The following is a 25,702-nucleotide window of genomic DNA, read 5'->3' on the forward strand; positions in this document are numbered from 1 at the left end:
TGCGTCGCTGCCGAATGTCTCCCCAGCATCAGGTGAAGCTCGGGAATCGGCCGCCAGCAAACAGGGCCGGCCGGAGTCGAGACCAGTTGGACGCGAACTGGAAAGTGTCGAGATCGGTGTAGGTCTGACCGATCACCTGCATGCCCGAGGGCATCCGATCCTCGACCACGCCAAGCGGGACATCGATGACCGGATAGCGGTTGAGGAGGTTCCAGTGCCAGGTCAGCGCGAAGCCCAGTCCGGTGCCCACCCACGGGTCCACCTTGTCCTCCTTGCTCTTGAACATGTCGGCGCGGACAAGCGGCGTCGCCATCGTCGGCATGAGCAAGACGCGGTAGCCTTTCCCGAACACGCGTTGTTGGACTTGCCGGTGCAGTTGGTCCAGCAGCTGTTCGGCTTCTTCGGCCTGGCGCGGTCCGACGGCTCCGATCTGGTCGAGCATCTCGGTCATATAGGGCGAGAGCTGATCTCGATGGGCATTCGAGATCTCGATCGCAGTGCCGATGGAGGTCGACATCAGCCCGCGAATGTAGACGAACTTCTGGGACTTCGAGAAGCCGCAATCGACCTCGTCCACGACGCAACCGGCCGCGCGCAAGCTCTCGATCCCCTTCAGCATGGCCGCCTTCACCGGCGGGATGACGTCGGCAATGGCGGCGCCCCAATCCACGGCGATGCGCCACCCCGAAAGGCGCGGGTAATGGGCGGGATAGTCCAGACGAGGCCGCATCGTCGCCATGCTCTTCTCGGAAGGCCCGACGATGGCGTTCTGGAAATGGACGATGTCGTCGAACCGCCTCGCGAGCGGGCCCGAGGTCGCGAAGGGGATTTCCCCACCCGCGACGCGCCCGAATGGCGGCCTGAAGCCATAGAGGCCGCATTGCGAGGCGGGAATCCGGATCGAGCCGCCCATATCCGAACCCATGGCGAGCGTCGCGAAACCTGCGGCCAGCGCCGCCGCCGATCCGGCGGACGACCCGCCCGGGGAGTATTCGAGATTCCACGGATTGCGTGTGGTGCCCCAGGCGCGGGTCGAAGCGCCGAGGAAGAGGTAGAACTCCGGCACCGTCGTCTGGAACGGCATCACGGCGCCGGCCGCCTCGAGCGCGTCGGTGATCGCCGAGCTTTCCGTTGCGGGCGGCGAGTCCTTGAGGAGGAGCGAGCCTTGCGTGATCCGCCAACCCGGCCTGCTGAATTCATCCTTGATGGCAACCGTGATTCCTTCCAGCGGCCTTGCGGTCCCGCGCCGATAGCGGTCTTCGGACTGTTTGGCCTCCTTGAGCGCCTGATCGAAGTGCTCATAGGTGATGCAATTGACCTTCGAATTAAGGGCCTCGATCCGCTTGATCTGCGCCTTCAAGAGATCGACCGGCGACGCCTTCCTGGCCCGGAACATGGCGATGAGATCGTCGACGGAGGCGTAGGAGAGCGGATCGTCGGCCTCGGCCCGCGCGGCCGCAAAGCCAAGCTCGGACGCAACCAACGCCGCGCCGGCGCCTTTGATGAGCGTTCGTCTATCGATCATATGCGCCTCCGCGCTTTCGTCCACGCGCCCTCGCGCATGACTGCGTTCGCGAAATTGAAGCTCACGGGGCATTCCAAACCTTTGCGGTAGATCAAGCGCCATCGCGGTCCGCGATGGAAATAGTTGCGATTGCCGACATGGCGGGAAACCAAGCTCTGTCAGGCGATGCCTGAGAGGATGACAATGAGCATTGCCGCAACCAGATCGGTCGCAAGATGCAAAAGGTTGCTTGTGCGAGTCGCACGGCCGCACCGCTCGCATTTGCATTTGCGGAAAATTGTCTTCGACCTGTTGCCGAGATCGTCGCTCGGTCGCCAGTGATGCGTCCGTAACTTTCCGGACAGGAGAGTAACGATGTGCTTCGTCCTAGATAGTGGCGGATTGGGCTGTCTGCTCGCGAGATCGGCGAGATCAACGATAGAGCAAGGGGGATGAGAATGTTTACGATCGCGCACGCAGCGACCTGGCTCGTGGTCGGGCTGATTGGCGGCAGCCTCGCCGGGATGCTGGTGAAAGGCCGCAAAGCCGGATTTGGCTTGCTTGCAAACATCGGGCTCGGATGCGCAGGAGCCGTCATCGGCGGCGCGTTGTTCGCATTGTTCGGGCTCTTCCCCAGCCTGGAGAGCATCGTCATTTCGCTGCGAGACGTCGTGGCAGCCTTCATCGGCTCGCTCGTCGTGCTGGCGGCAATCTGGCTGTGGCACGCGCGATCCGGCGCGTGAACTGCATCAGGGCACCTGAGTTCCAATATGACATGTGTTGGATTGGAACCGCGCGATTCGCACAACATCGCTGTACGGAGGCGGCCTCGTTTTCTTCGCGCACATGTCGCGAAGAACAAACTGCCGCCGCATTATGCCATATCATCTCGGCTCAAGATCGTCGGGATGATCGACTTCGACTCACGCGACGATACTCTCAAAAACACTTGACGATTAGTCGATGAGGCGCCGCGGCCTCGAGCAACCTTCACCGGCTGCGAGACCGCAATGCGCGACTGCGCAGCAATCCCGAAAAAAGATCCAACGACAACATGGGATGCGCGAGGCGAATTGGGGAGCCATCATGGGACGTCTGTCCGATCGGCGCGGCGAGAGCGAATATCCTAGATATGTGACTGATGGCGGCGACGACCCGGATTCGCTGCCGGAAATGTTCTGGCATGCCGAGCAGGACCGGATCAGGGCGCCTGATCGCTTTCCGAGGCTGGGCGTACAGGACGTTCCTCCGCCGCCCCGCGAGCGCAGATCATTCAACGTGCTTCTCCTGCTGGGTGCCGTGGTACTGGCCGCGGCAGCGGCCAGCTACGCCGCGCTGGTGCTGGTGCCGCGCTGGTCCGGCGCGCCTCTCAGCGATAGCCGCGCCGATGCGTCGGTGGGTCCGCCAACGACCGCAGCCGCGCCGCCGATTGCAACACCCGCCTTCGTTCCGAGCGTGACCTCGGCCAGTGCGGCCCCTGCCGCTGCGTCCGCTCCGCCAATCTCGGGCTCGCCGCTGCGCGAGGACGATCGCTTGGCGAGTCCCGAGACGCGGACCGCCAACGTTGCGCCGACCGCACGCGCCCTGCAGACGACGAGCGCGGTCCAGGGCGTCACCGACACCGAGATCCGCCTCGGCATGGCAGCGCCGTTCGGAGGGCCCGGCAGGGACATGGGCCGCGAGCTCAAGCTGGGTATCGAGACCGCGTTCAACCAGGTCAACGACAATGGCGGCGTCCACGGCCGGCAGCTCAAGCTGGTCACCGCCGACGACGGCTACGAGCCGACGCGAACGCTGGACGCGATGAAGCAGCTTTACGAGAAGGACAAGGTGTTCGGCTTCATCGAAAACTACGGCAGCCCGACCGCCCTGATCTCCGTCCCCTACGCGCTGGAGCACCATGCGCTCTATTTCGGCGCGTTCACCGGCGCGCCCTCGCTCCGGCATGATCCACCGGACCGTTACGTGTTCAACTTCCGTGCCGGTTATGCCGAGGAGGTCGATGCCATCATTCATTATCTGGTGAAGATCCGGCGTCTGCGTCCGGAGGAGATCGCAGTCCTCACTCAACAGGACGCCTATGGCGATGCAGGGTGGGACGGCGTGACCAAAGCCCTTCGCACCCTCCGCGGCGGCGATGCACCCGCCATCCTCCGCATGTACTACAATCGCAACACCGTCAACGTCGATGCAGCGGTGGCGCAACTGCGCCGGAAACCCGGGATCAAGGCAGTCGTGCTCGTGGCGACGTTTCGTCCGGCGGCGAAATTCATCGAGAAGACTCGCGAGCTTTATCCGGACATGATCTACGCGACGATCTCGGGTGTCGGCAGCACCGGCCTCGCCAATGAGCTGATGCTGCTCGGCCCGCGCTTCGCGGACGGCGTCATCTGCACCCAGGTCACGCCGCCGGTGGACAGCTATGCCTCGGTGGCGCTGAACTACAAGAAGGCGCTCGCCAAATACTTTCCCGGCGAGCAGCCGGATTACGCGTCACTGGAAGCCTACCTCACGGCCAACATCCTGATCGAAGGATTGCGGCGGGTCGGCCCGGCGTTCGACACCGAGGCGCTGGTGGACACGATGGAGAACATGCGCAACTACGAGCTCGGGCTCGGGCCGAAGGTGAATTTCGGGCCGTCCGACCACCAGGCGGTGCACAAGGTCTGGGGCACGCAGCTCGACAAGTCCGGGCAGTATCACGCCGTCGATCTGGAATAGGCTTGATCAGGCCGTGGCCTGACGCGGCGCACTTGCGATCGTCAGGCGATGCGCGGATGCGCCTTCTGGTGCCAGGCCCAGGCCGAGCGGATGATATGGCCGAGGTCGGAGCGGCGAGCTTTGAATCCGAGCTGCCGTTCGGCCTGGGAGGGATCTGCGACCAGGATGGCGGGATCGCCGGCGCGGCGCTCGCGATAGACCAGCGGCACGGACTCGCCGGTCTCGTTGCGGATCGCATCCACGATCTCGCGCACCGAATAGCCGGTGCCGGTGCCGAGATTGAAAGCGCCGCCTGGATCGTCCTGAAGCAGCCGCTCGATGGCGGCGATATGCGCCGCGGCGAGATCGTCGACGTGGATGTAATCGCGCACTGCCGTGCCGTCCGGCGTATCATAATCGGTGCCGAAGATCGCGAAATCATGCACGTGGCCGAGGATCGCCATCAGCGCGCGCGGGATCAGATGCGTCTCGGGATCGCGCAATTCGCCGATCACGCCCGACGCATCGGCCCCGCAGGCATTGAAATAGCGCAGGCTGATCGCGTTGAAGCCATAGGCAGCGCGATAATCGGCGAGGATCTGCTCGATCATGTATTTTGAGCGGCCGTAAGGATTGACGGTCGGCCCCGCCGCGCTTTCCGGGATCGGCTCGCGGCCCGCATTGCCGTAGACGGCTCCCGTCGATGAGAACACCAGGCGGTTACAGCCGGCCTCACGCATGCCCTGCAGCAGACCGAGCGTGCCGGCAACATTGTTAACGTAATATTTTTGCGGATGGGCCAGCGACTCGCCGACGGCACTCGACGCCGCGAAATGCATCACTGCCTGGACATCGTATTGACGGATGGTCGAAGCGACCTTGGCGCTGTCGCCGACGTCGCCGAACACCAGCGGTCCCCAGCGGACGAAGCTCCGATGGCCCGAGGTCAGATCGTCATAGCACACGGGCAGAAACCCGGCCTCTGCGACCGCCTTGCTGCAATGAGATCCGATATAGCCGGCGCCACCAGCAATCAGGATCGCGCCCCTATTCCGCATCAGTACGCATTCCTTTGTTCAATCGCTTTAACCGGCCTGCCGGCGGTGCCGGTCGCAGCCAAATAAATCCCGACGATAAGCCATTCGCGCTGCAAGCACAAAACGGCATCTCCGATAACGTTAATCCGCGGCGGAGCGATTGCCCAAGCTGGGAGAACCACGGGGTTCCACATTCGGCGGCCCGCCGCAAGGGCTGGACTGGACGAAGCTATCGCGACAATCCTGGGGCGCCTCTGCGATCAACAGGGGTGGCCCACCGCATGGTTCTATCGTATGAGAGTCGTCATTCTCTTCCGGCTCGCGCTCGCTCTCCGATTTCGCGCCGTATCGCGGTGGCCTCGTTGGCGAAATCCGGGATCGTGACAGCCCCCGCGGAAGGGACGGAATGGAGATGCGCCGTGAGTGAGCAATCGGGCAGTGTCGTCGCGCCACAAGCCAGCCCCGCTCCCGCCGGTGTCCCCCGCACGACGAGCGCTCCAACTGGCGGTGCGCTGGCGCGGCTCGCGATTCCGCTGTTCGCCGTCGTGGTCGCGCTCGCATTCGTGGGTCTCGCCACGCTGCGCTGGGATGCCTGGGTCGGCAACGCCGCGATCCAGACCACCAACGATGCCTATGTCCGGGCCGAGCTGACGAAACTCTCCAGCCGCGTCGCCGGCGAAGTGCTCAAGGTGGCGGTCAGCGATTTTCAACGCGTCAAGACAGGTGACCTGCTGGTGCAGATCGATCCCGCCGATTACGAGGCGCAGGTTGCGCAGGCCGAGGCGACAGTGGAGGCAGCGCAGGCCGCGCTCGACAATCTGAGCAACCAGATCGAGCTGCAATATGCGACGATCGCCCAGGCCGAGGCGCAGCAGGTCTCGGCGACCGCAGCCGAAGTCGAAGCCCAGCAGGAACAGCAGCGGCAACAGTCGCTGTCGCAGAGCGAGGCCGGCACGAAGCAGAGGCTGGAACAGGCGACCGCGGCCTATGCCAAGGCGCAGGCCGACGTGCGCGCGAGCCGCGCGGTGATCGCCGCGCAACGCCACCAGCTCGACGTCTTGACCGGCACCAAGAAGCAGCGCGGCGCCGACCTCGCCGGCGCCAAGGCCGCACTCGCGGCCGCGAAGCTGAAGCTCGGCTATACCCGGATCACCGCGCCGTTCGACGGCGTCGTGGGCGAGCGGCAGGTACAGCCCGGCGACTACGTCAATATCGGCAGCAATCTCATCGCGGTGGTGCCGCTGCCGCACGTATATGTGGTCGCCAACTACAAGGAAACGCAGCTGACGCATGTCACGCCGGGCCAGCCTGTCGACATCTCGGTCGACACCTTCCCCGGCCAGCGCTTGCACGGCCGCGTCGAGCGGATCGCACCGGCGTCCGGCTCGCAATTCGCGCTGCTGCCGCCCGACAACGCCACCGGCAATTTCACCAAGGTGGTGCAGCGGATCCCGGTGCGCATCCAGCTCGACGACGACCAGCCGCTGCTGGCACGGCTGTTGCCGGGCATGTCGGTGGTGACCCATATTCACACCGATCGCACCGATGGCGGACGCTAGCGCCGCAAATCGCGGGCCGGTCTCGCGCGGCGAGGTCGCGCGCTATCCGCTGTTTGCCGTGGTCGCCGTGCTGCTCGGCGCGTTTCTCGCCAATTTCGACAGCCGGCTCACCTCGGTCGGCCTGCCGGACCTGCGCGGCGCGTTCTCGCTCGGCTTCGATGAAGGGGCGTGGCTTTCCACCGCTGGGATCGGCTCGCAGATCTTCATCGCGCCCGCGGTCGCCTGGCTTGCGACGGCGTTCGGACTGCGGCGGGTGCTCGGCATTCCGAGCCTGATCTATGCGCTGACCTCGCTCGTGATTCCATTCGTGCACCACTATCCGACGCTGATTGCGCTGAGCATCGTGCACGGCATGCTGCTCGGCACCTTCGTGCCGGCGACCTTGATGATCATCTTCCGCAACCTGCCGATCCGCTGGTGGCTGCCGGCGATCTCGCTCTATTCCATCCGCGTCGGCTTCGCGCTGGATTCGTCGACCTCGCTGGTCGGCTTCTATGTCGAGCATCTCGGCTGGCAATGGCTGTACTGGCAGGGCGTCGTGCTCGCACCGCTGATGGGACTGATGGTCTATCTCGGCACGCCGGCCGAGCCGGTCAATCGCGAGCTGTTGAAGGACGCCGACTGGGGCGGCATGCTGTTGCTCGGCACTTCGGTCGCGATGATCTATGCCGGCCTCGACCAGGGCAACCGGCTCGATTGGCTGCAATCCGGCACGGTGATGGCGCTGCTGCTCGGCGGCGCCGCGCTCCTGGCCATTTTCCTCATCAACGAGGCGCTGGTCCGCCAGCCCTGGGCGCACGTGAACGTGCTGTTCTCGCGCAATATCGGGCTCTCTCTGACGGTCATCCTGCTCTACACCTTGACCAGCCTCTCCAACTCCTCGCTGGTGCCGAACTTCCTCGGCACCATCACCCAGTTGCGGCCCGAGCAGAGCGGCATGCTGCTGCTGATCTACGGCGCACTGCCGATGGTCGTGCTCGTGCCGGTCTCGATCTGGCTGCTGCGGCATCTCGATCCCCGCATCGTCGTCGTCATCGGTTTTGCGGCCTTCGCCAGCGCGAACCTGCTCGGCACCCAGGTGACGCATGATTGGGCGCGCGAGGACTTCGTCCCGATCGTGCTGCTGCAGTCGATCGGCCAGGCCTTCACGCTGCTGCCGATCATCATCGTGGCGCTGGCCAATTCCGATCCCTCGCGCGCGACGGCGTTCGCGGCCTATATCCAGATCATGCGGCTCGGCGGCGCCGAGATCGGCGTCGCCTTGATGGGCACCTGGCTGCGCGTGCGCGAGCAGGTGCACTCCGCCTATCTCGGGCTCAATATCCAAAGCGGGGATGCCGACGTGGTGCGGGTGCTGCAGCGGCTCATCAGCTATTTTTCCAGCCACGGCGCCGGAGAGGCGCAGGGCCGCGCGATCGGCACCCTCGCGGGCCAGGTGCAGCGCGAAGCCAACGTGCTCGCTTATATCGACGGCTTCTGGCTGTGCTTCTGGCTTGCGATCACCGCGCTCGGCTTCATCGCCCTGATCACGCGCGCCCCACAGGGGCCGTTCTCACCGACACCGTTCAAGCTGATAGGCAGGCCGACGCGGCAGCTCGACGTCCCGCGGTCCTGAGCCGACGCTCTTACATATGATGGCCTTGTGTTGCAGACCTGCGACACCGGGACCCGGAGGCATCCAACATTTCCGCCGCGCCGAGGATTGGATGATCGACATCATCCAAGCGTCCCCTCCCCTCATGCAGCTTTCACATAGGTGGAATCAGCAATCGCGACTACGCTGTCGCAGGACCTTCACCCGAGTTTTTTACGGTTGGCGCCGTTTGCAGGGGTGGTGACGGCAATAACGAAGGGGAAAACCATGAGGATACGGACGGCAACGATGGTCGCCGTGGCGGGGCTGCTGGCGGCCTCGTCGGCGCGTGCGGCCGAGGGCACAGATGCCGAGATCGCGCTGTTGAAGCAGCAGCTCAAGATGCTCGAGCAGAAGCTCGACAGGTTGCAGAAGCAGACGACGGCCAATACGCAGGCCGCGGCGACAGCCAACGCCAAGGCGGACACGGCGAAGGCCGACGTCAAATCCGCGGTCGCCAACGCCAATGCGGCGATCCCGACCAAGGGACCGGTGGTGGCGACGGGCGTGGTCGTGACGATGCCGAACAACCGGCCGACGATCTGCACCGCCGACGAGCAGAACTGCATCGCGCTGACGAGCCGCCTGCATTGGGACGTCGGCGGCTATGATTATCGTCCGAACAGCGCAGCGACGTCGCCACAGAAACTGGACAGCGGCGAGAATGTCCGTCGCGCGCGCATCGGTGTATTGGGCAAATTTCTCGGTGATTGGAACTACGCACTCATTTACGACTTCGGCGGCTCCTCCGACGGCTTCGGCGGCACGGCGCCCGGCTCCCTTCCCGGCGGCGGCACCTCCGGCATCGAGAACGCCTATCTGAGCTACACCGGCCTCAAGCCGTTCGGCGGCAAGATGGCCATCGAAGGCGGCATCATGGACCTGCCGTGGACGCTCGACGAAGCCACCAGCTCGAACGACATCCTGTTCATGGAGCGCGCCTCGGCAGGCGTCGTCGCCACCAACATCGCTGCTGGCGACTTCCGGTCAGCCATCGGCACGCGCTGGTGGAACGACACGTTCTGGGCTGGCGGCTACGTCACCGGACCGACGACCGGTGCGATCCACTCCGCCTCCAGCGTCACGCCCGCTGGCACCAGCGAGCAATATGGCGCGGTGGCGCGCGTTGCCGGCCAGGTCGTCAGCGGCCCGGATTATTCATTCCACCTTGGCGCCGACGCGGAATGGCTGATCCAGCCGCCGCGCAACCTCGTCACGCAGGCGCAGACGCTGACCCTGAGCGACCGTCCCGAGCTGCGCATCGATCCGACCTCGCTGGTCTCGACCGGCGCCATCGCCAACGTCTCCGGTGCCCAAGTCTACGGCGTCGAGGCCGCGGGCAATTACGGACCACTGTTCTTCCAGGGCGAATACTACTGGTTCAACATCGATCGCACGGCCAACACCGGCTTGCCGCCGTTCGGCGCATCCAGCCTGAAATTCCAGGGCGGCTACGCCGAAGCGAGCTACGTGCTGACCGGCGAAAGCCACAAGTACAATCCGGCCTCGGCCTCCTATGGCGGCATCGCGCCGGCGCATCCGTTCTCGCTGCAGGGCGGCAGTTGGGGAGCCTGGGAGGTCGCCGGTCGCTTCAGCACGATCGACCTGAACGATCAGCTCGCGACTGCCGCTGGCATCGCCGGCGGACGGCAGAACATCTACACGGCGGGCCTGAACTGGTACGTCAGCAGCAACATCCGCTTCATGTTCAATTACCTGCATGGCGACATCTCCAAACAGGCCAGCTCGACCAGCACCGTCAATGCAGGTTCGAGGTTCGATGCCTTCGCGATGCGCACGCAGGTCGCGTTCTGATCCGATCGTGCTCTGACCTGACGGCTTAAGGACTAGGGCCCGGCGCTTGCGCCGGGCTTTAACGTTTCGGAGCTGAGATCGCCTCGCCAGGCGAACGCTTCGGCTGGATATTGTATGCCGCTGCGGCAGAGCGCGAGATCTAGCCGTGAACAGACGACGCACCTGACGGCGCCAGCGATTCGGACATGCTTCGTTCCAGGCGCGTTCCAGAAGTTAAGAGGCGCGCTGAGGGCGTTTCGTTTTGAAGCATCTGGCGTACGCGACCGCTCATGCCCTCGCCAGCGCGAGCAGGCCCGGCGTCCGCCGCCGGGCCTTAACTTTTCGAGCTTGTACCGAATGCTCGCGTCGTCCTCGTTCGGCGGGACTATGGCGTGCGAGGCACGCCAGCACCGATATCTAGCGGTGAACAACTAACGTACTCGGCTTCATCAGCGATTCGGACATGCTTCGTTCCGACCGCGTTCCGAAAGTTAAGAAGGACACCGCTGGCGTCGCATTCTGGCACAGCGCCGCTGCGCCTCACGCCTTCGGCAATTCGTCCAGCGGCCATTTCGGGCGCTTGATCGTCTTGTACGGCAAGGTCGTGAGATCGCGCGCCACCACGCCCGGCGCGTCCACCGTGATCACGGCGGTTGCGATCGGTGCATAGGCGGCACGGAAATGCTGCGCCGACTTGACCACCACGAGCTTATGCGTCGCCGGATCGCAGCCGAGCTGGGTGAAGAGATCGGTCCCGAAGGCCTGGCAGCGGAAGGTGGTGATCACGACCTCGACGCCGCCACAAGCGATCAGGGCGCAATCGCCGAGCTTGGCCGGCGTGCCGGCGAGACCCGTCATCACCATGTCCTGCTTCAGCGCCTTGATCTCCCAGACCGCATCGATGGGATCGCCGGAGAGCGGCCCGATCTTGCCGCCGATCCGCAGCGGCAGCTTGGCGCCGACACCGGCATCGAAGGCGATGCGCACCGCGATCGGATCCCACACCGGGCCGAGGCAGACATTGTCGATCTTTCGTTCGATGATCCGCTGCAGCAGGAAAGTGGAATCGCCGGGCGCGCCGCCGCCGGGATTGTCGCTGGCGTCGGCCAGCACAATCGTGCCTTCGGTCGCGAGCGCCTGGTCCAGCGCCGCATCGACCCCGGGCATGCGCTCGGTCACGGCCTCGCGCATCGCGATCAGTTCATCGGCGAGCCGACGCGCCAGCGCCGCGGCGCGCGCGCCGTCCGGATCGACAGCAGCATCGCTGTAAACGAGCACCTTGGTGCCCATGGAAGGCGTGTCGCCCCAGCCGAAGCCGTGCACGATCGAGACCGAGACGATGCCCTCCTTGCCTTCCAGCGCGCTCACGCGGTCGACGAAGCTGCGCACCGGCTCGCGCGTGGTGTGCAGGGTGACGATCATGTTGGTGTCGACCAGGGCATGCCGGAGCATCAAGCGCTTCTCGGCCAGCGCGGCGCAGAACTCCACCAACTCCTGCGCGCGCTCGAAGATGTCGGTGTGCGGATATTCCTTCCAGCAGATCAGCAGGTCGGCGCCTGCGACCATCGCCTCGCTCATATGGCAGTGCGGATCGAGCGTGCCGCCGATCACCACGTCAGGCCCGACGATCTCGCGCACCCGCGTGATCAATTCGCCCTCGCAATCGCCATAGCCGTCGGCGATCATCGCGCCGTGCAAGCCGAGCAGCACCATGTCGACCGGCAGCGCCGCCTTGAGATCGGCCAGTATCTGGTCGCGCAGCGTCTCGAACGCCTGACGGGTGACGACGCCGTTGGGCACCGCCGCCGCAACCAGCCCCTCGATCAGCGTCCAACCTCTGGACGGGCCGACCTGCCGCGCCGCCCAGAGCGGCCCGCCGTGCATCTGCATCTTGTCGGGATGGCTGCCGGCGGGGAAATAGGCCCGCTCATGAAAGGTGGCGAGCCCGGTGGGCATCGGCGCGAAGGTGTTGGTCTCGGTGGCGAGGGCGGCGGAGAAAACACGCATGAAGGCTGAACCTGTTTGGTCGCGAGAGAAAACGGCGCGCATCGTCCCGGCCGGCGATGCCCGTCCCAGAGAAACCAAGCTGGTTCGGAAGCACAAGAGACCAACGCGAAGGGCGACCGCCGCCCAGCGCATGGGACGGCACACCGCATCATCGAGGAGCGGTCATGAGTCCCGCCGACTGATGTCCGCTTGCCCGCCGACAGCCGCACGCAAGCGGAGTTCGCCCGAGGTCGCAGAAGGGCCAATTTCGGAAGTGATTGGGACTCGCGTCGTCGAACAACAGTTGTGCGAAGCATCGAATATACTCTACTTAACCAAATCCTCGTGCCGGTCATGCTGTGACCGTCTTTCCTGTGGACCTAATCGTGATTGAGCTAGTCATCTTCGACTCGGATGGTGTGTTAGTCGACAGCGAGATCATTGCGCTGACTGTCTTAGCCCGAGCGGCATCCGAGGAGGGCGCTCCAATTGACGTGGAGGAGGCGATCCGGGCTTTCCGGGGGCTAAAAATGGCGGACTGTGTGCGAGAAATTGAGCGCCGCTTAGGTCGCGACGTTCCGGAAACGTTTGTGGCGGATGTCAGACAAGCAACGGCATTGGCGTTCGATGCCGAACTGAAGCCTGTCGAAGGAATCCATGCAGCTTTAGCCGAAATCTCTGTTCCTGTTTGTGTAGCGTCAAACGGGCCGATGTCGAAGCTCACGCACACGCTCGGATTGACCAAGCTTCTGGAGCGCTTCGAGGGACGTATATTTAGCGCGTATGAGGTGGGTTCGTGGAAGCCAGACCCTGGCCTGTTCCTGCACGCGGCGCAAACGTTGGGCGTTCACCCTTCACGCTGCATCGTCGTCGAGGACTCATTATCCGGAGTTTACGCAGCTCGGGCCGCGGGGATGCGGGTCCTGGGTTTTACCGACGGCGATCCCGGAGTTGACCAGGAATTGCGAGCGATCTGCGAAGATCTCTTTCATCGGATGAGCGACCTTCCAGATTTGCTGCAACGAGCGCATTGAATGATCGTGACCTTAACCGGTTTCCGAGTCGGGTCAAATCCGGCCTTTCGGTTTCCGATTGCTCACTTCCGAATCATTCCTGAAAGCCGACATCCCGGCCAGACCAGAGTGCCCGAGACGGGCAGAGAGGCGACATCGCGATTGACTGAAAAATGGGACAAGCCACCAATTATAACGAAGGTTTGAGCAGGCGTAGGTGGGCAAAGCGTCGCCTTGAGGCGGCGCGTGCCCACCATCGCTATTCAAGTTCAAGCAGCAGTTGGTGGGCACGGCGCCGTTGAGAGCTCGCGCGTGGAGACATCACGCATGCGCCCTTGCCCACGCTACGGCTGGCTAATCGTCGTCTTCGTCGTCCCAGTCCGACACAGTGCCGTAGCCGTGGTCGCAATTGCGGTCCCGGTAAGCCGGCGCGTAGCGGTAGTGGTTGTCACCGTAGCTGTCATAAGCCGGGTGGCGATAGTAGGAGCGGTAGACCGGCGCAGGCTCATACGCTTGCGCTTCCGACGCCAGCGCGCCACCGATGAGGGCCCCGGCAACCAGGCCGCCGATCAACGCCGCGTTGCGTCCATCATGGGCTTGAGCCGGCGCCGAGCCGGCGAACAGGGTTGCGGTCACGGCGAGCGCGGCAAGGCCGCCTAAAAGAGATGTCTTGAGCGAAACCATTGTCCCCTCCATTGGAACGATGGTGACGTTCTACATTGCCCGCTTTGAAGCCATGCTGAACATGCCGTTGTTCGCCGTTCATTTCCGAAACCGACCTCGGTCGCCCGGCATCGGAATCCCTTTTTGAGACAAGAGCGCCCTCTCGCGCCCGGAGCCATGACCTTCGGTCGAACCCGGTGACGGAATACTCGGAGCCGAATGCAAGGTCCGAGCCGGCCCACGGAAGTCGTCAATTGTCACCACTCGACATGCGAACGTGTCTAACCAAGCGGCACAGAGAGCAAGCTTCTGAGTTCTTCGACAGATCGAACGATGCGCTGCGCGCCAGCAGCAGATAGGCGCTCGGCCGTGTGGTATCCCCAAGTCACCCCAATTCCTCTAAGCTTTGCTGCCTGCGCCATTTCCATGTCAAAGGAGGTGTCGCCGATGAAGACCGCCTGTTCGGCCTTTGCGGCTGTTGCATCAAGTGCCTGAAGCAGAAGGTAGGGTGGGCAAAGCGCCGCCATCAGGCGGCGCGTGCCCACCATCGCTATTTCATGAACCAGTTGGTGGGCACGGCGCCGTTGCGAGCTCGACCGTGGAGACATCACGCATGCGCCTTTGCCCTACCCTACGGCTGGCCAAACCGAGCGTGGATTGATCTTCGTCAATGTCGTTGGCCGCAAGATATCACTATATTTTATAATTCTCTGAAGAGGGGACACGATATGAGACAAGCCGTGGTGATATTGGTCGCGATTGCGTTCATGGCCGCAAATGTATCGTCTGCATTCAGTCAGGGCGGCGAGCCGAGCCCGCCGAAAGGGGACCCGAAAAGCGGAAAGAAGAGCAGCACCGGCACGCCGAAGGGGACGACCTCCTCCGACTCCACCAGTACCGGCCAAACGAAGAAGTAAAGGCCGCGCCGCTCTCAGTCAGCAGAAAGGGTACATCGCGGGCTTCGACTGCATAGAACAATGTCTGAGTTTTGCGCCGGAGTCTGTCCGCAATAGATCAAAACGGTCCTTTAGTCGCTCGACGGCCTGCTTCCGGTCGCCCTCCGGGAGCAGATGTCGGCAGCGCCGACCGGAAAAGCTCGCGTTGGGCCATCAGCAAGCGTAGGGCGGGCAAAGCGCCGCCTTGAGGCGGCGCGTGCCCACCATCGCCATTTCAAGTTCATGAACCAGTTGGTGGGCACGGCGCCGTCGAGAGCTCGCGCGTGGAGACATCACGCATGCGCCTTTGCCCACCCTACGGCTGGCTAATCGTCGTCGTCGTCATCCCAATTCGAAACATTGCCGTAGCCGTGGTCGCAATTGCGGTCCCGGTAGGCCGGCGCGTAGCGGTAGTGGTTGTCACCGTAGCTGTCATATGCCGGGTGGCGATAGTAGGAACGATAGGCCGGCGCAGCCTCATAGGCTTGCGCTTCCGACGCCAGCGCGCCGCCGATGAGAGCCCCGGCAACCAGGCCGCCGATCAGCGCCGCGTTGCGTCCGTCGTGGGCCTGAGCCGGCGCCGAGCCGGCGAACAGGGTTGCGGTCACGGCGAGCGCCGCGATGCCGCCTGAGAGAGATGTCTTGAGCGAAACCATTGTCCCCTCCATTGGAACGATGGTGACGTTCTACATGGCCTGCTTTGAAGCCATGCTGAACATACCGTTGTTCTCCGTTCATTTCCGAAACCGACCTCGGTCGCCCCCGGCGTTGGAATGCCGCTTTTCGGCCATTTGCGGAGTCAGAAGCGCTGGTAGCGGCCTGGGCGGTAGCCCCTTTTTACCCAGAAAGGCGCAATGACGTTGTTGACCTTGTCCCTGGGGCAGCCTCGATAAAGCTCGCCGAGCAGCGAACAACGAGGTGAGTCGTGGGGACTTCCATACGATTCTTGAGTCCATCCGAGGCCGCGAAGCGGCTGGGCGTCTCCACCAAGGCTCTCCGAATCTATGAGCAGCGTGGCTTGGTTGCTCCGGGCCGCACTGCGGCCGGTTGGCGAGCCTATAGTCCAGAGCAAGTCGCCCAGATCGCCGAGATCGTGACACTTCGTAGGCTCGGCCTCAGCCTCGCTCAGATAGCACGCGCGCTGCGAGGTGAACACAAGGGCCTGGAGCCTGCCTTGGCCGCGCACCAAGCGACGCTTGAAGATCGAATCTGCGAGCTTGTTGGTATGGTCGATAAGGTCCGCGGTATCCGGGCGGACCTCGTCCGTGGCCGGACACCGACCACCGGAGAACTGTCGCGTGCATTGAAGCCAGTAGAGCAGCTTAGCGTCACCTTTGAGCTGCCCTGGCCATGGGGCGGCGAACAATTTGAGCTGAGCGATATTCGCCCGCTGAACTACATCGTCGGTCCGCTCGGCAGCGGAAAAACCAGGTTGGCCCTGCGTTTGGCCGAAACTCTGCCCGATGCCGCCTTCCTCGGCCTGGACAGGTTAGCGGATGCCGGAGCAGCGGCTCGATCGCGGTACGACGCCGATCCCACCCTCAAGTCGCGGGTTGATCAGAAACTGATTTGGTTGATGGATGAGGGAGCCGTCTTGTCGGATGCTCTTATTGCCTTGATCACCGGCCTGGAGGCCGAACGACGGTCCTTCCTGGTTGTCGACATGGTGGAGCACGGACTGGACCAGAACACGCAGGAGGCCCTAAGCGCCCACCTGCGCCAACGCGCACGAGCCGGAGGAGGCCCGCTCTTCCTACTCACGCGGTCATCGGCGATTCTGGACCTGTCCGCCGTCGGTTCGGACGAAGCAATTATCCTTTGCCCAGCGAATCACAGTCCACCGAGCCGTGTTGCGCCCTATCTCGGCGCGCCCGGATACGAGGCAGTCGCTACTTGCCTCGCCTCGCCGGTGGTGCGAGCTCGTACGGAAGGAGTCATCGCGTGGCGCCCCGATGCGGCGTGACGGTTGGCCCGCCCGCTCCAGGTCGAAAAAAGCGAAACACTCGAGTTGAGCGATTGCGGGCCGCATATTTTCCCCGAACTCCCAAAGGGAACGCTTTGATTGCGCGCCGAACGCGCAATTTCGTCCACAGCATCAAGCGCATGCGGCGGGTCAAGACGCTGCGCGAAAAATATATCTGTTTCGTTTTTTCAGAAATCATGTTCTGATGCCGCCATCCCGCCTCACGCGGAGGGGCGTACGCGTCGTCACGATACGTAGAGGCGGGCTGCGATGGCCGTGATGGGGTGCGCCAGACGAGCGCATGCCGGCACGGACGGCGAAATCGTGTGGTCCTGGCATCCCGGTGCTGATGCCAAGCTCGCCGCGTGACGCGGACGGGCGACAGGGGCAAGAAAGCCGGTCCCTGGGGAGAGCACGTATAAGCCGTAAAGCCATCGCGCAGGGAAGGCCGGGTGAACCGGTCGAACCTGTGGTGACTGCCGCCTGCTTTTTTTCTGCAGGCGGGCCATGGGTGCGGCCAGCATCCGGCCTTCCCTGCGCCCTCCCGATGTCGAGGGCCGCCTCTGCCATCAACTCGGACGCGAGACGCGTCGCGAGACTGACGTCTCATGGAGACTGACGTCTCATGTCTTGGCCACGCCCATGAACGAGCCTTGCCAGCGAACTCTCTTTCAAATTGCGCGTCGATGCCCGGCGTCAACGCGCCGACTGCTCCTCGATCGCCTTGATCGCAACGGCCGCGACCTGCGCCAGCGCCTCGCGGTCGGCGCCGGAGGAGGCCATCACGCCCATGCCGACACTGACGGCCGAGACGTAGCGCGCGAGCGCCGCCGGATCCGCGGAGGGCTTCAGATCGCCCTCCTCCTTGGCCCGCGCGAACCGGTCACGCAATTGCTCTTCGGTCTGGGCACGGCGTGCCGCGAGTTCGAACGGCACGCTGGCCGAGCCGGTGCCGCAGGCAATCCCGCCCTGCACCAACAGACAGCCGGGCGGATTGGCGGGATCGGTCTGCTTCTCGGCGACCCCCATCAGCATCCGCTCCGCAACCTCGCGGGCGGTCGGCGCGCTCAGCACCTCTTCCATCCAGGCGGCCCGCCGCTCGGTGTAGCGGTCGAGCGCGGCCTTCAAGAGACCTTCCTTGCTGCCGAAGGCGGCATAGAGGCTGGGCGGGTTGATGCCCATCGCCTCGGTCAGCTGCGCGATCGTCGCCCCCTCATAGCCATGGCGCCAGAACACCTCCATCGCGTGGTCCAGCGCGACGTCGCAATCGAATGTTCGGGGTCGTCCCACAGCCATCGGCCTTCCTCTCCTGCCCTGCTCCCGGTAGCGGCAACGTCCGCCTGCTGTCCAGGGTTCGCGCTATCTTATTGTTCTTTCGAGGGCTTTCTTTGATCTCGCGCAGCTTTCCCACAAGGGGCTACCATTTTCGTAGTATCCGATACATAAGTCTCTTGCGAACTGGTTGCCAGACGCACATCTGTAGCGCGCACTACATTATTGGAGCGCGCGAATGCCTTCGTCCAAAAATCCCCCTTACGGCCGTCTCAAGCGCCTGCTCGGCACCGTCGCAGTCGCTGCCATCCTTCTTGCCGGCGCTTCGGTGGCCGGAAATCGTTACTTCAATACCTCCCCCAACGCAGCGAAGGCCGCGGCCCCTGAACAGGCCGTCCCGGTCACCATCGCGGTCGTCGAACCGCGCCAAGCCACGCTGTGGGATGAATTTTCGGGGCGGCTGGAAGCCGTCGAGCGGGTCGAGGTCCGGCCACGCGTCGCCGGCGCGATCCTGGCGACCAATTTCACCGAGGGCGCGCTGGTGAAGGCCGGCGATGTCCTGTTCAAGATCGACCCGGCACCTTACGCCGCTGAGGTGGACAAGGCGCAAGCGCAGCTCGAGGCCGCGAAGGCCCGTGCTGCTTTTGCCGCCAATGAACTGGAGCGTGGCGCCCAACTGGTCGGCAATGCCGTGGTGACCCGGCGCGACTACGACCAGCGCGACAACGGCAATCGCGAGGCCATCGCCAACGTCAAGGCGGCGGAAGCCACGCTGCAGACCGCCAGGCTCAACCTCGACTACACGCAAGTTCGCGCACCGGTGGACGGCCGCGTCGGCAAGATCGAGGTCACCGTCGGCAATCTCGTCGCCGCCGGTTCAGCCTCGCCGGTGCTGACCAGCCTGGTCTCGGTGAATCCGATCTATGCAAGCTTCGATGCCGACGAAGAGGTGGTGCTGCGCGCGCTGAACGCGATCGCGGACGCCTCCGGCAAGCGCGGCAATCTCGATCGCATCCCGGTGGAGATGACGACCTCCGGCGGCCTTTCGGCGAAAGGCCACATCCAGCTGATTGATAACCAGGTCAATGGCCAGAGCGGCACCATCCGCGTGCGCGCGGTGTTCAAGAACGAAGACGGCCGATTCATCCCGGGCCAGTTCGCCCGCGTGCGCATGGGGCAGCCACAGCAGCAGACCTTGGTGCTGCTCGACGATCGCGCCATCGGCACCGACCAGGACAAGAAGTTCGTGATGGTGGTCGGCGACGACGATCGCGCGGTGTACCGCCCGATCACGATCGGCGGCAACGTGGAGGGGCTTCGCATCGTGCAGACCGGCCTCAAGCCGGGCGATCGCGTCGTCGTCAACGGCCTGCAACGCGTGCGGCCAGGTGCGCTGTTGAAGACGCAAGTTGCGTCGATGGGCGCGCGCGATGGCGACGCCGCCTCGCCCGCCTCCAGACAACTGGCGCAGCGCTGATCATGATCGCCCGCGTCAACCAAAGCCGTCGTCCCCGCGAAGGCGGGGACCCATAACCACCGGCCCCCTTTGCAGACGACGGAAGATGACCCGAAGCCTTTTCCACCAATCGGCCATCCGCAGCATGGGTCCCGGCGTGCGCCGGGACGACAGCTTGTATGCGGATGGGTCGCGCACAATTGCTCACCCCGATTTCACATCAGGCGCTGACATCTCCCGACCACAGGTCCACCCATGAACCTCTCGAAATTCTTCATTGACCGGCCGATCTTTGCCGGCGTGCTGTCGATCCTGATCTTCCTCGCCGGGCTGATCGCGCTGTTCGCGATGCCGATCTCGGAATATCCGGACGTGGTGCCGCCCTCGGTCGTGGTGCGCGCCACCTATCCCGGCGCCAATCCGAAGGTGATCGCCGAGACGGTGGCGACGCCGATCGAGGAGCAAATCAACGGCGTCGAGAACATGCTCTATATGAGCAGCCAGGCCACCACCGACGGCGCGATGACGCTGACGGTGACCTTCCGGCTCGGCACCGATCCCGACAAGGCCCAGCAGCTGGTGCAGAACCGGGTGCAGCAGGCCGAGCCGCGCCTGCCCAACGTGGTGCGCCAGCTCGGCATCATCACCAAGAAGAGTTCGCCCGACCTCACCATGGTCGTGCATCTAAATTCGCCGAACGGCCGCTACGACATGACGTATTTGCGCAACTACGCGGTGCTCAACGTCAAGGACCGGCTGGCGCGGATCGACGGCGTCGGTGACGTGCAGCTCTACGGCGCCGGCGACTATTCGATGCGGATCTGGGTCGATCCGCAGAAAGCTGCCGAGCACGGGCTGACCGCCAGCGACATCGTCAAGGCGATCCAGGCGCAGAACGTCGAGGCCGCGGCCGGCGTGGTCGGCGCCTCCCCCAGCGTCAAGGGCCTGGACCTGCAGCTTTCGGTGAATGCCGAGGGGCGTCTTTCGACCGAGGAGCAGTTCGGCGACATCGTCGTGAAGGCCGGCGGGCGGGGCGAGGTCACACGGCTGCGTGACGTCGCGCGTCTCGAGCTTGGCGCGTCCGAATATGGCCTGCGTTCGCTGCTCGATAACAAGCAGGCGGTGGCGATCCCGATTTTCCAGGCGCCCGGCTCCAACGCGCTGCAGATCTCGGACAATGTCCGCGCGACGATGGCCGAGATCAAGAAGAACATGCCGGAGGGGGTCGACTACCAGATCGTCTACGACCCCACCCAGTTCGTGCGCTCCTCGATCGAGGCCGTGGTGCACACGCTGTTCGAAGCGATCGTGCTGGTCGTGATCGTCGTCATCCTGTTCCTGCAGACCTGGCGCGCCTCGATCATTCCGCTGCTCGCCGTGCCGGTCTCCATCATCGGCACCTTCGCGGTGATGCATCTGTTCGGCTTCTCCATCAACGCGCTCAGCCTGTTCGGCCTCGTGCTCGCGATCGGCATCGTCGTCGACGACGCGATCGTCGTGGTGGAAAATGTCGAGCGCAACATCGAGAACGGGCTGTCGCCGCGCGACGCCACCTATCAGGCCATGCGCGAAGTGTCGGGACCGATCATCGCCATCGCGCTGGTCCTGATCGCGGTGTTCGTGCCGCTCGCCTTCATCTCCGGGCTGACCGGACAGTTCTACAAGCAGTTCGCGCTGACCATCGCGATCTCGACCGTGATCTCGGCCGTCAACTCGCTGACATTGTCGCCGGCCCTGGCGGCGCTGCTGCTCAAGGGCCATCACGATCCGAAGGACCGGCTGACGCGGTTTCTCGACGCAGTGCTGGGCTGGTTCTTCCGCGGCTTCAACCGCGCCTTCGTGAAGGCGTCCGACAATTACAGCGGCAGCGTCAGCAAGGTGATCGTCGGCAAGACCGTCGTGCTGGGGCTCTATGTGCTCCTGGTCGGCGCCACGGCCGTGCTGTTCAAGCAGGTCCCCGGCGGCTTCGTTCCGGGGCAGGACAAGCAATATCTGGTCGGCTTCGCCCGCCTGCCTGATGGCGCCACCCTGGATCGCACCGAGGAAGTCATCCGCAAGATGGGCGACATCGCGCTGACGCAGCCCGGCGTCCAGAGCTCGGTGCAGTTTCCGGGGCTGTCGATCTCCGGCTTCACCAACTCCTCGAACGCCGGCATCGTATTCTCGACCCTGAAGCCGTTCGACGAGCGCAAGGATCCGTCACTTTCGGGTCCTGCCATCGCGATGGAGCTGAACAAGAAATATTCCGGCATTCAGGATGCCTTCATCGCCATGTTCCCGCCGCCGCCGGTCAATGGCCTGGGCACGATCGGCGGCTTCAAGCTGCAGATCGAGGATCGCGCGGGGCTCGGCTATGACGCGCTGAACGACGCCACCAAGGCATTCCTCGCCGGCTTGCAGAAGGCGCCGGAAATCGCCGGGGTGTTCTCGAGCTTCCAGGTCAACGTGCCGCAGCTATTTGCCGACATCGACCGCACCAAGGCACTGCAGTTAGGCGTGCCCGTCACCGAGGTCTTCAATACGCTGCAAATCTACCTCGGCTCCTACTACGTGAACGACTTCAACAAGTTCGGCCGCACCTATTCGGTTCGCGTGCAGGCCGATGCGCCGTTCCGCGCCCGCGCCGACGACATCCGGCAGCTTAAGGTCCGCGCCGCCTCCGGCGACATGGTGCCGCTGTCCGCGCTGCTGCATGTCCGCCAGAGCGCAGGCCCTGAGCGGGCGATCCGCTACAATGGCTTCCTGTCGTCCGACATCAACGCCGCAGCCGCCCCGGGCTATTCGTCGGGCCAGGCGCAGGCGGCGGCCGAGCGTGTCGCCGCGGAAACCCTTCCCCCCGGCTTCACCTTCGAATGGACCGACCTGACCTACCAGGAGTTCATCGCCGGCAATTCCGGATTGTGGGTGTTCCCGCTCGCGATCCTGCTCGTGTTCCTGGTGCTGGCGGCGCTCTATGAAAGCCTGGCCCTGCCGCTCGCGATCCTGCTGATCGTGCCGATGGCGCTGCTGGCGGCCATGTTCGGCGTCTACATCTCGAAAGGCGACAACAACATCTTCACCCAGATCGGGCTGATCGTGCTCGTCGGCCTTTCCGCCAAGAACGCGATCCTGATCGTGGAGTTCGCGCGCGAGCTCGAATTCGCGGGCCGCACCCCGATCCGCGCCGCGATCGAGGCGAGCCGGCTGCGGCTGCGGCCGATCCTGATGACGTCGATGGCGTTCATCATGGGCGTGCTGCCGCTGGTGCTCTCGACCGGCGCAGGGTCGGAGATGCGGCGCGCGATGGGGGTGGCGGTGTTCTCCGGAATGATCGGGGTCACGGTGTTCGGCCTGTTCCTGACGCCCGTGTTCTACGTGCTGCTGCGGACCGTCACCGGCATGAAGCCGCTGACCCAGCACGGCGATCACGGCACGGTCGGTCACATTCCGCAGGCGGCGGAATAAACGCCCCGAATGTGAGTTCGATCATAGAACCGCGCGGCGAAATGGAGGACGCCACCTCGATTACGCCGCGCCGACCCGGCGGCCGGACCCGCGACCGGCCGCCGGGTCATTCTCCTTGAAGGAGTTGGCTATGGAACTTTTGAATCACCTGGTCGCAGCCAATCTGATGAAGACGGCCGAAATGTTCGAACGCATCGGCCAGCATGGCGCGACGCCTCGGTTGGAGGCGCGAAATCGTGCTGCTGCCCCATCCGTGGTGGAGTTGGCCGCGCGGGAGCGACCGCCGTCGCGAGATGCGATGGAATTGCGCCGGCCATGTCGGCATGACAGAACCGATTCGCCCTGCAGTTGAGCACGTGGCCGCCGAGAAACTGGGCTTGCAAGGCCGTTGGCTTGCCGATAGCTTTTTTTCGGCCGATCAGTGGTGTGGTGGATCTCGCAGCGTTGACCTTGCAGCGTGATCCTTGACGTCCAGTCCCCGTGCGCTGGTCAGGCAACGACTTGCTTCGGCCAAAGAGGGGGATGCCGATGAAGGCCTTGAAGGCGGCGCTCGTGGCCGCAGCCGCGCTGGCGAGCGTCACACTGCCGGCTTACGCGCGCGATCTCACCGTCGTCTCCTGGGGCGGCAATTACCAGGATGCCCAGCGCAAGATCTATTTCCAGCCGTTCGCCGCCAAGATCGGCGCCACCGTGCTCGACGAAAGCTGGGATGGCGGTTATGGCGTGCTGCAGGCCAAGGTGAAGGCCGGCGTTCCGAACTGGGATGCGGTGCAGGTCGAGGCCGAGGAGCTCGAGCTCGGCTGCAGCGACGGCATCTACGAGAAGATCGACTGGCAGAAGCTCGGCGGCAAGGGCGGCTTCATTCCGGCCGCCGTCAGCGATTGCGGCGTCGGCGCGATCGTGTGGTCGACCGGCATCGCCTATGACGCCGACAAGATCAAGGACGGGCCGAAATCCTGGGCCGACTTCTGGGATACCGCGAAGTTTCCCGGCAAGCGTTCCCTGCGCAAGGGCGCCAAATACACCCTCGAATTCGCCCTGCTCGCGGACGGCGTGCCCGCCGCCGATCTTTACAAGGTGCTGAAGACCCCGGAAGGGGTCGACCGCGCCTTCAAGAAGCTCGATGCGATCAAATCCGACATCGTCTGGTGGGAGGCCGGCGCGCAGCCGCTGCAGCTGTTGTCGTCCGGACAGGTCGCGATGACCTCGGTCTATAACGGCCGTATCAGCGCCATCAACCGTTCCGAAGGCAAGCACTTCACCTTCATCTTTCCGGGCAGCATCTACGCCGTCGACAGCTGGGTCATCCTGAAGAACTCGCCGAACAAGGACGCCGCGATGGATTTCATCGCCTTCGCGAGCCAGACCGAGAACCAGGCCAAGCTGCCGGAATACATCGCCTACGGCCTCCCCAACATCGCCGCGGCCAAGCTCGTGCCGGAAAAATACGCCGCCGAGTTGCCGACCACCCCGGACAATCTCAAGCAGGCGATCGCGCTCGACGTCACCTTCTGGACCGACAATTCGGAAGCGCTCTCCAAGCGCTTCAATGCCTGGCTCGCACGTTGAGATGGCCTGAGTTGAGACCCTCCGCATCTGTGCTCGCGCTGTCTGCAATCCCGTGAAGCTGCCGGACATGGACAATCCGTTCATCTCGTTCCGGCAGGTCACCAAGCGCTATCAGACGCTGACCGTGGTCGATCATCTCGACCTCGACATCGCCCGCGGCGAGCTCGTCAGCCTGCTCGGCCCATCCGGCTCGGGCAAGACCACGCTGCTGATGATGCTCGCCGGCTTCGAGCAGCCGACCAGCGGCACCATCGCGATCGATGGGCGTCGCATCGACGAGCTGCCGCCCTACAAGCGCAATATGGGCGTCGTGTTCCAGAACTACGCCCTGTTCCCGCACATGACGGTGGCCGACAACATCGCCTTTCCGCTCAAGATGCGCGGCGTGGCGAAGGCCGAGACCGCCGAACGCGTCGCGCGCGCGCTCGACATGGTCAAGCTCACGACGATGGCCGCCCGCAAGCCGGCCCAGCTGTCCGGCGGCCAGCAGCAGCGTGTCGCGCTCGCCCGCGCTCTGGTGTTCGAGCCGCAGGTCATCCTGATGGACGAGCCGCTCGGGGCGCTCGACAAGAAGCTACGCGAACAGATGCAGCTCGACATCCGCGACCTGCATCGGCGGCTTGGGCTCACGATCGTGTTCGTGACCCACGACCAGGACGAGGCGCTGACGATGTCGGACCGGATCGCCGTGTTCAACCACGGCCGGATCGAGCAGATCGGCACGCCCCAGCAGATCTACGACCTGCCAAGCACGCCCTTCGTCGCCGAGTTCATCGGCGAGACCAACCTGCTGCCCTGCAGGATCGCGCAACGGACGGGCGATACACTGGACCTGACCTCCGACTCGGGCCTGACCTTTTCGGCTTTGGCCGCGGCAAGCTCGATCGATGACGCGCAGGTGCAGATCTCGATTCGCCCCGAGGCGATCCGAATCAACGATCCCGCGCCCGCCGCGAACGGGCTGACGGCGCGCATCATCGACGCGGTCTATTTCGGCGATCATATCAGGCTGGTCGCGACAGTCGGCACGCAACGGCTGATCATCAAGAGTGAGCGCGCCAGGCGGGCGGTCGATGTCGGAGACGAGGTCGCGCTGTCCTTTGCAGCGTCGGACGTGTGGGTGGTTGGATCATGCAAGGATCGAGCATCGCCCATCGGCTGAAGCCGGTCGTGC

Annotated in this window: 18 protein-coding genes and 1 pseudogene; 12 read left to right on the forward strand and 7 right to left on the reverse strand. The window is 64.1% G+C overall.

The window, feature by feature from the left end; all coding sequences use genetic code 11:
* Positions 1-28: 28 nt before the first annotated feature.
* Positions 29-1,525 (reverse strand): amidase, encoded by a 1,497-nt coding sequence (locus tag QX034_RS06635; RefSeq protein WP_315706578.1) that lies wholly within the window; start codon positions 1,523-1,525, stop codon positions 29-31.
* A 431-nt stretch (positions 1,526-1,956) separates the two neighbouring features.
* Between QX034_RS06635 and QX034_RS06640 the strand changes: the two genes are divergently transcribed.
* Together QX034_RS06640 and QX034_RS06645 are read left to right on the forward strand one after the other, a co-directional pair.
* The gene (locus QX034_RS06640) at positions 1,957-2,247 is read left to right on the forward strand and encodes a GlsB/YeaQ/YmgE family stress response membrane protein (protein ID WP_315706577.1); all 291 of its coding nucleotides are present in this window, start codon (positions 1,957-1,959) and stop codon (positions 2,245-2,247) included.
* Between the two features lie 343 nt (positions 2,248-2,590).
* Positions 2,591-4,225 carry an ABC transporter substrate-binding protein gene (locus QX034_RS06645; protein WP_315706576.1) on the forward strand — a complete coding sequence of 545 codons (1,635 nt, stop codon included), beginning with the start codon at positions 2,591-2,593 and terminating at the stop codon, positions 4,223-4,225.
* A gap of 41 nt (positions 4,226-4,266) precedes the next feature.
* Here the strand turns inward: QX034_RS06645 and galE are convergent, their stop codons facing one another.
* A complete protein-coding gene (gene galE / locus QX034_RS06650; RefSeq protein WP_315706575.1) occupies positions 4,267-5,262 on the reverse strand; it encodes a UDP-glucose 4-epimerase GalE in 996 nt (331 codons plus the stop codon).
* Between the two features lie 398 nt (positions 5,263-5,660).
* On the opposite strand from galE, the gene QX034_RS06655 reads away from it, so the two are divergent.
* The 3 genes from QX034_RS06655 to QX034_RS06665 all read left to right on the forward strand — a co-directional run bounded on the left by QX034_RS06655 (position 5,661) and on the right by QX034_RS06665 (position 10,248).
* The gene (locus tag QX034_RS06655) at positions 5,661-6,800 is read left to right on the forward strand and encodes an HlyD family secretion protein (RefSeq protein WP_315744317.1); all 1,140 of its coding nucleotides are present in this window, start codon (positions 5,661-5,663) and stop codon (positions 6,798-6,800) included.
* Complete coding sequence (locus tag QX034_RS06660; RefSeq protein ID WP_316195100.1) at positions 6,787-8,415, forward strand: MFS transporter; 1,629 nt, start codon at positions 6,787-6,789, stop codon at positions 8,413-8,415. The genes QX034_RS06655 and QX034_RS06660 overlap by 14 nt, the downstream gene beginning before the upstream one ends.
* A 246-nt stretch (positions 8,416-8,661) precedes the next feature.
* Positions 8,662-10,248: an OprO/OprP family phosphate-selective porin gene (locus tag QX034_RS06665; protein ID WP_316195102.1), complete on the forward strand. Its 1,587-nt coding sequence runs from the start codon at positions 8,662-8,664 to the stop codon at positions 10,246-10,248.
* 519 nt (positions 10,249-10,767) lie between these two features.
* Here QX034_RS06665 and QX034_RS06670 read toward each other — a convergent pair.
* On the reverse strand, positions 10,768-12,234 hold the full coding sequence (locus QX034_RS06670; RefSeq protein ID WP_316195104.1) for a M81 family metallopeptidase: 1,467 nt from the start codon (positions 12,232-12,234) through the stop codon (positions 10,768-10,770).
* 365 nt (positions 12,235-12,599) lie between these two features.
* Between QX034_RS06670 and QX034_RS06675 the strand changes: the two genes are divergently transcribed.
* Entirely contained in the window at positions 12,600-13,247 is a 648-nt protein-coding gene (locus tag QX034_RS06675) for an HAD family hydrolase (RefSeq protein WP_315806199.1), read from the forward strand.
* 333 nt (positions 13,248-13,580) lie between these two features.
* On the opposite strand, the gene QX034_RS06680 is transcribed toward QX034_RS06675, so the two are convergent.
* The 3 genes from QX034_RS06680 to QX034_RS06690 all read right to left on the reverse strand — a co-directional run bounded on the left by QX034_RS06680 (position 13,581) and on the right by QX034_RS06690 (position 15,480).
* Entirely contained in the window at positions 13,581-13,910 is a 330-nt protein-coding gene (locus tag QX034_RS06680; RefSeq protein WP_316195106.1) for a hypothetical protein, read from the reverse strand.
* A 260-nt stretch (positions 13,911-14,170) separates the two neighbouring features.
* On the reverse strand, positions 14,171-14,437 hold the full coding sequence (locus QX034_RS06685) for an HAD family hydrolase (protein ID WP_316195107.1): 267 nt from the start codon (positions 14,435-14,437) through the stop codon (positions 14,171-14,173).
* 713 nt (positions 14,438-15,150) lie between these two features.
* The gene (locus QX034_RS06690; RefSeq protein ID WP_316195109.1) at positions 15,151-15,480 is read right to left on the reverse strand and encodes a hypothetical protein; all 330 of its coding nucleotides are present in this window, start codon (positions 15,478-15,480) and stop codon (positions 15,151-15,153) included.
* A gap of 269 nt (positions 15,481-15,749) precedes the next feature.
* Between QX034_RS06690 and QX034_RS06695 the strand changes: the two are divergent.
* Positions 15,750-15,962: pseudogene (locus QX034_RS06695) on the forward strand (MerR family transcriptional regulator); the annotation flags it as partial.
* 36 nt (positions 15,963-15,998) lie between these two features.
* Positions 15,999-16,787 carry a MerR family transcriptional regulator gene (locus QX034_RS06700; protein WP_315764799.1) on the forward strand — a complete coding sequence of 263 codons (789 nt, stop codon included), beginning with the start codon at positions 15,999-16,001 and terminating at the stop codon, positions 16,785-16,787.
* A 696-nt stretch (positions 16,788-17,483) separates the two neighbouring features.
* Here the strand turns inward: QX034_RS06700 and QX034_RS06705 are convergent.
* A complete protein-coding gene (locus QX034_RS06705) occupies positions 17,484-18,083 on the reverse strand; it encodes a TetR/AcrR family transcriptional regulator (protein WP_315747602.1) in 600 nt (199 codons plus the stop codon).
* Between the two features lie 214 nt (positions 18,084-18,297).
* Here QX034_RS06705 and QX034_RS06710 point away from each other — a divergent pair, with 214 nt between their 5' ends.
* The 4 genes from QX034_RS06710 (at position 18,298) to QX034_RS06725 (ending at position 25,690) form a co-directional block, all read left to right on the forward strand.
* Entirely contained in the window at positions 18,298-19,536 is a 1,239-nt protein-coding gene (locus tag QX034_RS06710) for an efflux RND transporter periplasmic adaptor subunit (RefSeq protein WP_315747601.1), read from the forward strand.
* Between the two features lie 234 nt (positions 19,537-19,770).
* Positions 19,771-22,959, forward strand: a complete 3,189-nt coding sequence (locus QX034_RS06715) for a multidrug efflux RND transporter permease subunit (protein WP_316195111.1) — start codon at positions 19,771-19,773, stop codon at positions 22,957-22,959.
* A gap of 528 nt (positions 22,960-23,487) precedes the next feature.
* Positions 23,488-24,528 (forward strand): ABC transporter substrate-binding protein, encoded by a 1,041-nt coding sequence (locus QX034_RS06720; RefSeq protein WP_315747599.1) that lies wholly within the window; start codon positions 23,488-23,490, stop codon positions 24,526-24,528.
* A 67-nt stretch (positions 24,529-24,595) separates the two neighbouring features.
* The gene (locus QX034_RS06725) at positions 24,596-25,690 is read left to right on the forward strand and encodes an ABC transporter ATP-binding protein (RefSeq protein WP_315706565.1); all 1,095 of its coding nucleotides are present in this window, start codon (positions 24,596-24,598) and stop codon (positions 25,688-25,690) included.
* Positions 25,691-25,702: the final 12 nt, after the last annotated feature.

Source organism: Bradyrhizobium sp. SZCCHNR3119 (assembly GCF_032487775.1).
Classification (GTDB): Bacteria; Pseudomonadota; Alphaproteobacteria; order Rhizobiales; family Xanthobacteraceae; genus Bradyrhizobium.

Bases quoted from the DNA above. Each gene is read 5' to 3' on its own strand.
- QX034_RS06635 (WP_315706578.1), bottom strand. From the start codon at position 1,525: ATGATCGATAGACGAACGCTCATCAAAGGCGCCGGCGCGGCGTTGGTT.
- QX034_RS06640 (WP_315706577.1), top strand. From the start codon at position 1,957: ATGAGAATGTTTACGATCGCGCACGCAGCGACCTGGCTCGTGGTCGGG.
- QX034_RS06645 (WP_315706576.1), top strand. From the start codon at position 2,591: ATGGGACGTCTGTCCGATCGGCGCGGCGAGAGCGAATATCCTAGATAT.
- galE (WP_315706575.1), bottom strand. From the start codon at position 5,262: ATGCGGAATAGGGGCGCGATCCTGATTGCTGGTGGCGCCGGCTATATC.
- QX034_RS06660 (WP_316195100.1), top strand. From the start codon at position 6,787: ATGGCGGACGCTAGCGCCGCAAATCGCGGGCCGGTCTCGCGCGGCGAG.
- QX034_RS06665 (WP_316195102.1), top strand. From the start codon at position 8,662: ATGAGGATACGGACGGCAACGATGGTCGCCGTGGCGGGGCTGCTGGCG.
- QX034_RS06670 (WP_316195104.1), bottom strand. From the start codon at position 12,234: ATGCGTGTTTTCTCCGCCGCCCTCGCCACCGAGACCAACACCTTCGCG.
- QX034_RS06680 (WP_316195106.1), bottom strand. From the start codon at position 13,910: ATGGTTTCGCTCAAGACATCTCTTTTAGGCGGCCTTGCCGCGCTCGCC.
- QX034_RS06685 (WP_316195107.1), bottom strand. From the start codon at position 14,437: ATGGTGGGCACGCGCCGCCTGATGGCGGCGCTTTGCCCACCCTACCTT.
- QX034_RS06690 (WP_316195109.1), bottom strand. From the start codon at position 15,480: ATGGTTTCGCTCAAGACATCTCTCTCAGGCGGCATCGCGGCGCTCGCC.
- QX034_RS06705 (WP_315747602.1), bottom strand. From the start codon at position 18,083: ATGGCTGTGGGACGACCCCGAACATTCGATTGCGACGTCGCGCTGGAC.
- QX034_RS06710 (WP_315747601.1), top strand. From the start codon at position 18,298: ATGCCTTCGTCCAAAAATCCCCCTTACGGCCGTCTCAAGCGCCTGCTC.
- QX034_RS06715 (WP_316195111.1), top strand. From the start codon at position 19,771: ATGAACCTCTCGAAATTCTTCATTGACCGGCCGATCTTTGCCGGCGTG.
- QX034_RS06720 (WP_315747599.1), top strand. From the start codon at position 23,488: ATGAAGGCCTTGAAGGCGGCGCTCGTGGCCGCAGCCGCGCTGGCGAGC.
- QX034_RS06725 (WP_315706565.1), top strand. From the start codon at position 24,596: ATGGACAATCCGTTCATCTCGTTCCGGCAGGTCACCAAGCGCTATCAG.